General features: G+C 38.1%; 7 protein-coding genes and 1 pseudogene. 6 read left to right on the forward strand and 2 right to left on the reverse strand.

What is annotated here, in order from left to right:
• Window positions 1–10: 10 nt before the first annotated feature.
• Window positions 11–184 carry a hypothetical protein gene (locus tag CBG25_RS20055; protein WP_290604136.1) on the reverse strand — a complete coding sequence of 58 codons (174 nt, stop codon included), beginning with the start codon at window positions 182–184 and terminating at the stop codon, window positions 11–13.
• Window positions 185–864: 680 nt separating this feature from the next.
• Between CBG25_RS20055 and CBG25_RS20060 the strand changes: the two genes are divergently transcribed.
• The 6 genes from CBG25_RS20060 to parM all read left to right on the forward strand — a co-directional run bounded on the left by CBG25_RS20060 (window position 865) and on the right by parM (window position 5,328).
• Complete coding sequence (locus tag CBG25_RS20060; RefSeq protein ID WP_290608856.1) at window positions 865–1,137, forward strand: HU family DNA-binding protein; 273 nt, start codon at window positions 865–867, stop codon at window positions 1,135–1,137.
• 409 nt (window positions 1,138–1,546) lie between these two features.
• Window positions 1,547–2,998, forward strand: coding sequence for a UvrD-helicase domain-containing protein (locus CBG25_RS20065; RefSeq protein WP_290608858.1), 1,452 nt, complete (start codon window positions 1,547–1,549; stop codon window positions 2,996–2,998).
• A 226-nt stretch (window positions 2,999–3,224) separates the two neighbouring features.
• Complete coding sequence (locus CBG25_RS20070) at window positions 3,225–4,214, forward strand: Rpn family recombination-promoting nuclease/putative transposase (protein WP_290608860.1); 990 nt, start codon at window positions 3,225–3,227, stop codon at window positions 4,212–4,214.
• A gap of 3 nt (window positions 4,215–4,217) precedes the next feature.
• A complete protein-coding gene (locus CBG25_RS20075; RefSeq protein WP_290608861.1) occupies window positions 4,218–4,772 on the forward strand; it encodes a ProQ/FINO family protein in 555 nt (184 codons plus the stop codon).
• Window positions 4,759–4,947, forward strand: a complete 189-nt coding sequence (locus tag CBG25_RS20080) for a hypothetical protein (RefSeq protein ID WP_290608862.1) — start codon at window positions 4,759–4,761, stop codon at window positions 4,945–4,947. Before CBG25_RS20075 ends, CBG25_RS20080 begins: the two co-directional genes overlap by 14 nt.
• Window positions 4,948–5,121: 174 nt before the next feature.
• The gene (gene parM, locus CBG25_RS20085) at window positions 5,122–5,328 is read left to right on the forward strand and encodes a plasmid segregation protein ParM domain-containing protein (RefSeq protein WP_290608863.1); all 207 of its coding nucleotides are present in this window, start codon (window positions 5,122–5,124) and stop codon (window positions 5,326–5,328) included.
• Here parM and CBG25_RS20090 read toward each other — a convergent pair.
• Window positions 5,285–5,496: pseudogene (locus tag CBG25_RS20090) on the reverse strand (hypothetical protein); the annotation flags it as partial. The gene parM and the pseudogene CBG25_RS20090 overlap by 44 nt on opposite strands.

Raw genomic sequence — 5,496 nt, forward strand, 5'->3', positions numbered from 1 at the left:
GGGGCTGAAATCATTTTTTCATAGCTGCAATTCTTTTCTGTTTTACGATAAACAATCGTATTGCATTCGCCGTAACTTCAAACTTTTTATTTTCAGCTAACCAAAACGCGATTCTCTCGTAAGAAAGCCCTTGTTCTCTAAGCCTTAAAATATCATCTTTGAAGTCACTTGTTGTTTTTTTCATATGACACTCATTTTTCCTAAAACAGCGAAATAATAAAACAATAATAGCACACCTACAAGCACAAGCACAAGTGTTATTATCAATAAGGATATTTTTATTCGGGATAGCTGTAACGCTTATTCGGGATAGCTGTAACGCAAACACGGGACATTAAGACCAAAAGTACAGAATAGCTGTAATAAAAAGTCATTCAATAAATTATAAAGATAATAAATACAAAAACTTATATTCATTCAATGAAGTAAATAGGAAGGTAATAGTTCAACCGAGTAATTTTATAAGTTATTGATTTTAAAGATAAAAAAACCTAACAAGCGATTATGTAACTTATTGAAAATAAAAGAAAAAAAAAGAAAAATTCACTTAAAAAGCCCGCTAATCTTTTATAATCAAAAAAATATAATCTTTTTAATCGGGGCTACCCCTGTAGATAACTTTTCTTCTTACAAAACTCCCTAACCGAAAAATATGTTACTACTGAGTGACCGTATTTCTTTTTTGTAATTGTGATATTCCGCTTCCTCGTCTGCTCACTCGCTTTGCTCGGTCACAGACTGTGGCGAGCGGTGGGATTTTAATTAAAAAGATTTTTTTGAGTTAATTAAGGCTGAAACATTGCACTATTCAGTTGCTACAGCTAGCATCACTAGGATTAACTTATCGATTAATTCAGGCACAACATGAACAAAACAGAACTCATTAATCAAATCGCTGAAAAAGCTGACTTAACCAAAAAAGATTCAGAGAAGGCACTGAACGCTTTCATTGAAACCGTGACAGAAGCGCTAAAGGCTGGCGATGATCTACAGCTAGTTGGCTTTGGCAGCTTTCAGATGAAGCAACGAGCAGCCAGAGATGGACGCAATCCACAAACAGGCAAGGTTATACAGATTGCTGCTGCAAACGTACCCAGTTTTAAAGCGGGTAAGACTTTGAAAGAAGCTGTCAAATAACTGACCGAAAACGATGTATGAACTAAAGCGTCTGTATAAAATACACTTTGACTATTTTCGTACAGGTGTTTTGTAGGATGTCCGAAACTGAACGATTTTGAACAGCAAAACACGGTTATCAGAAATTAATAATCGATAAATCTAATCATTTTTAAAAATTAAAACAGAAATACCCGTCACAAATACCCATAAAATGCGCTGTAATCGATTCTGAGCGATTTTCTCGATAAAAACGTAAATTCATGCAGCCAAAAAATTATCGTTTCGCACAATGCGTTATCGGTGGTTTTAACTTTAACGTCTCTGCTAATGTCAAACGCAATATCAAAAAACTGCACAAATTCCGGCAAATCACCTATTCAATCAATTTCTGGTAAACTTATTGCATTGAGTTATGCAGGAGAAAATTTTGATAAATCCAACGCCAGAACAACAAGCGGTCATTGATTGGCAGGGTGATAAGCTTGTGGTTAATGCTTTTGCCGGAACAGGAAAAACCTCAACGTTAGTGAAATACGCCGAAAAACATCCGGCGCTTAGGATGCTCTACATTGCGTTTAATCGCTCAGTGAGAGAAGAGGCGGACGAGAAATTTCCCGCTAATGTGCTTTGTAAAACCTCCCATCAACTGGCATGGCCTGGCTTTGGTAGAAATTACGCTAATCGATTAACAAATTCCTTACGCCTTTTTGATATTGCCAATGCTACTCAGAGTGATGATTGGTTATACGTAAAAGCCATTCAAGACACCTTAAATAACTTTATGTGCAGCGTAGATAGTCAGATTATGTTACGTCACTGTCCTTCAATATTGATGGGGGAAGTTAAAAAATCATTTACCGCTAATGATGTCGTCAGGCAGAGCGAACGGCTCTGGCATCGAATGATTGACCTTGCTGATAATTTCCCCGTTATTCATGATATGTATTTAAAATTGTACCAACTCTCCCAACCTAACCTTTCCACTCGTTTTGACATTATTTTGTTTGATGAAGCGCAAGACGCTAATCCGGTTACTCACGATATTGTTTTTCGTCAAACCACGAAGTTAGTGATGGTGGGTGATGCTCATCAACAGATTTATCGCTTTCGAGGGGCGGTCGATGCGTTAAAAGCCCCTTTGCTTACGGATGCTGACCGTCTCTGGTTAACCCATAGTTTTCGCTTTGGTGCCTGTATTGCGGATGTGGCTAATGCATTACTGGCAATGAACGGTGAAACTCATCAGGTGGTTGGCAGAGGTGAAAAAGATGACATTCTCATTGATATACCTAAGCAAGGCTTTCCTCACCGAGCCATACTCAGTCGAACGATAGCAGGAGTAATTGGTTCGGCGCTGGAAGCCAGTAGCAAAAAAGCCACTATCTATTGGGTTAATGGGATAGCGGCTTATCGTATCGATGAATTAATTAACCTTCACTGGTTTTCACTCGGTAAGCGAAAGAAGATGAGTAACCAACGGCTTTATACCGAATATCATGATTATTCGAATTATAAGCGCATGGCGAATGCCAGTGGTGACCAAGAAATGTTGCAATCTATCAAAATCATCGAAAAATTTACCCCGTTACCAAAGAAAGTGGATGTTTTACGCAAACGAACGGTAGACACTGAAGATGAAGCAACGGTTACGGTTACCACTGCCCACCGAGCAAAGGGACTGGAGTGGGATATCGTCGAAATCAATAATGACTTTCCAAATAATCTTTTTGACCCTGATATGGACAAAGCAGCCTTTAGAGATGAAGTGAATTTACTGTATGTTTCCGCGACCAGAGCGAAGAGGACTCTTATCATCAATAAATTGTTGGTAAATATCCTGACCAAAGTTGCTGAAAATGAAAAGTCGACACAAGCCTAACTCAGGAATGCTTGTAAAACCGCCTGTAATCGATTTTGAGCGTTTTTCCTATGATTATCCATAAAAAGATACCAGTAACAAAAAATAAACGCACCTGAGAAGATAGGGTGCGTTTTTGTATGGCTGGATTATGATGTCTGATAGGTAATGAATAAATAGCGTATTTAATATAGCGGGTTTGTTTGCCATAATTCAATCTGACGCTAGCCATCATTGAAGATATCGGATGAGTAAAAAATTCACCCCAACGCCACACGACAGCGTATTCAAGCAGTTTTTAAGTGAAAAAGAGACGGCAAAAGACTTCTTCGACATTTGGCTTCCTGATGAGATTAAGTCGCTGTGTGACTTAGATAGCCTAAAAGTGGAATCTGGATCATTTGTCGATAGTGAAATGAGAAACTACCAGAGCGATATTCTCTATTCGGTGAATACTCAACAGGGGAAAGGTTATGTCTACCTATTGATTGAGCATCAATCGACACCGGATAAACTGATGGCATGGCGACTCATGCGTTATAGCATGGCAGCGATGCAGAAGCATTTAGAGGCTGGCCACAAAAAATTACCGTTAGTGTTTCCTATCCTGTTTTACACAGGTGAAAAAAGTCCTTATCCCTATAGCACTCATTGGCTTGACTGTTTTCATGACAGAAAACTCGCAGAGCGTATCTATACTCAACCGTTTCGATTAGCAGATGTGACAACGCTAGAAGACGGTCAGATTATGAAGCATAAGCGAATGGCTTTGTTGACCCTCATCCAAAAGCACATCCGCAGAAGGGATATGACCGAGTTAGTGGATAGCATTGTTAAACTGTTGTCGTATAATTATTATACCGATAATCAGGTTATCACGATGTTTAACTATCTCATCCAGGAAGGTAACGCAAAAAAACCAATGGAATTTATCACCCATATAGCCAAAAAATCAGAGAAACACGAAGGAGCACTTATGACTATTGCTCAAGCATTAAGGCGAGAAGGATTACAAGAAGGATTACAAAAAGGATTACAAAAAGGATTACAAAAAGGCAAACTGGAAGGCTATCAATTAGGCAAAAATGATGGCGTTCAAGAAGGTAAACTTGAAGGCGAAAAACAGGCATCGATGAAGATAGCGCGCCAACTTCTTGAGAAAGGCGTAGAAAGAGATATAGTGAAACTATCAACGGGTCTCACTGATACTGAAATGAGTAACCTGTTTAAAGATTAAATTATGACCGAGCGTAAGAAATTAACCCTAAATCGACCTAGAAAGGCTTCACAAGAAGAGCAGCCCCAAAGTAACTCAGTTTACCGTAAAAAGGTATGGGTCAATGCTGCCCCGAAAAAACAGGCAAAAAAACCGAAACCCCAAAAGGTAGTAAAACCTCAACCCAAGAAGGTTGAAAAACCTAAACAGGAAGTGAAGGTTAAAATTCCAAAACCACCAATACCGCCTAAAAAGCGATTACCATTGGAAGAGGCAATCTTACAGATAACCACTTTTTGGCCTATTCTATTTCCTGAGAATCAATTGAGACCCATGAAAATTGGTATACAACAAGATATGTGGCAAGAAGTGAAAGAAAAGGGCTTCCCAATAGCCAGAAGGCGTTTGAGAGCCTGTTTAGGCAGTATTGGTTATCACGCTGATTATCGGGTACTTATCCAGTTAGGGGCTAGTCGTTATGACAAAGACGGTCAGATAGCAGGAGAGGTCACCAAAGTGGATGTTGAGGATAATTTGCAACGTTTGGCACGGCGAAAAAAGATAAATGAAAGAATCTGAATTAATTTCTCATGCTGAAAATGCCACTTTGTGGAAAAAATATCCGACATTAACAAATTGGGAAATCCGTTTTTTAAATAACGTCATCACTTCATATCGGCAATGGAATAACATTTCGCCGAAACAAAAAGCTACCGCATTTAAAATCCTGCAAAGAGTGGGCGAAATCAAATAAATTTCTTATTAAAAATAACACCAAAATAAAACCAAATTGGTTTTTTGTTTTGGTGTTTTTGTTAAATGGTTTTATTTATTTAACCAAATTGGGTTTATTTTGCGTTTTTATTTTGATTTTCTTAACTTTTGGTTTATTATTGGTAATAAAATTAATACCAATAAGGATTTTTTTATGCAAAAGATATTTTGTGATGACGGCTCTACTTTTGTGAAGCTGGCTTACGCTGATGAGCAAAAAAAACTACTGACAAAAATAACAGAAACCTCATTTCTAGCGGGAAACTGGAATTTTGCTTTTGGACAAAACATTTATAACTCACGAGTTTCGCACAAAACTAATTTGGGTACGCTAATAAAACACGGATGTGCTCAGCAATAGCATTTTTGATTACGTCCCAATTTTGTTGATAAAGGGTTATTTTTTCAGATATACGACGTTTATGTTGTTCAAACCACGCAGAAATAGCGAGAAAAATATGATTTCTTTGCGCTCGGCTCGTGCGAGCCTGACAGCGTTCAATACCACAATTTTGTTTAACTTCTCGAT

It is taken from the genome of Arsenophonus sp. ENCA (genome assembly GCF_002287155.1).
Lineage (GTDB): Bacteria > Pseudomonadota > Gammaproteobacteria > Enterobacterales > Enterobacteriaceae > Arsenophonus > Arsenophonus nilaparvatae.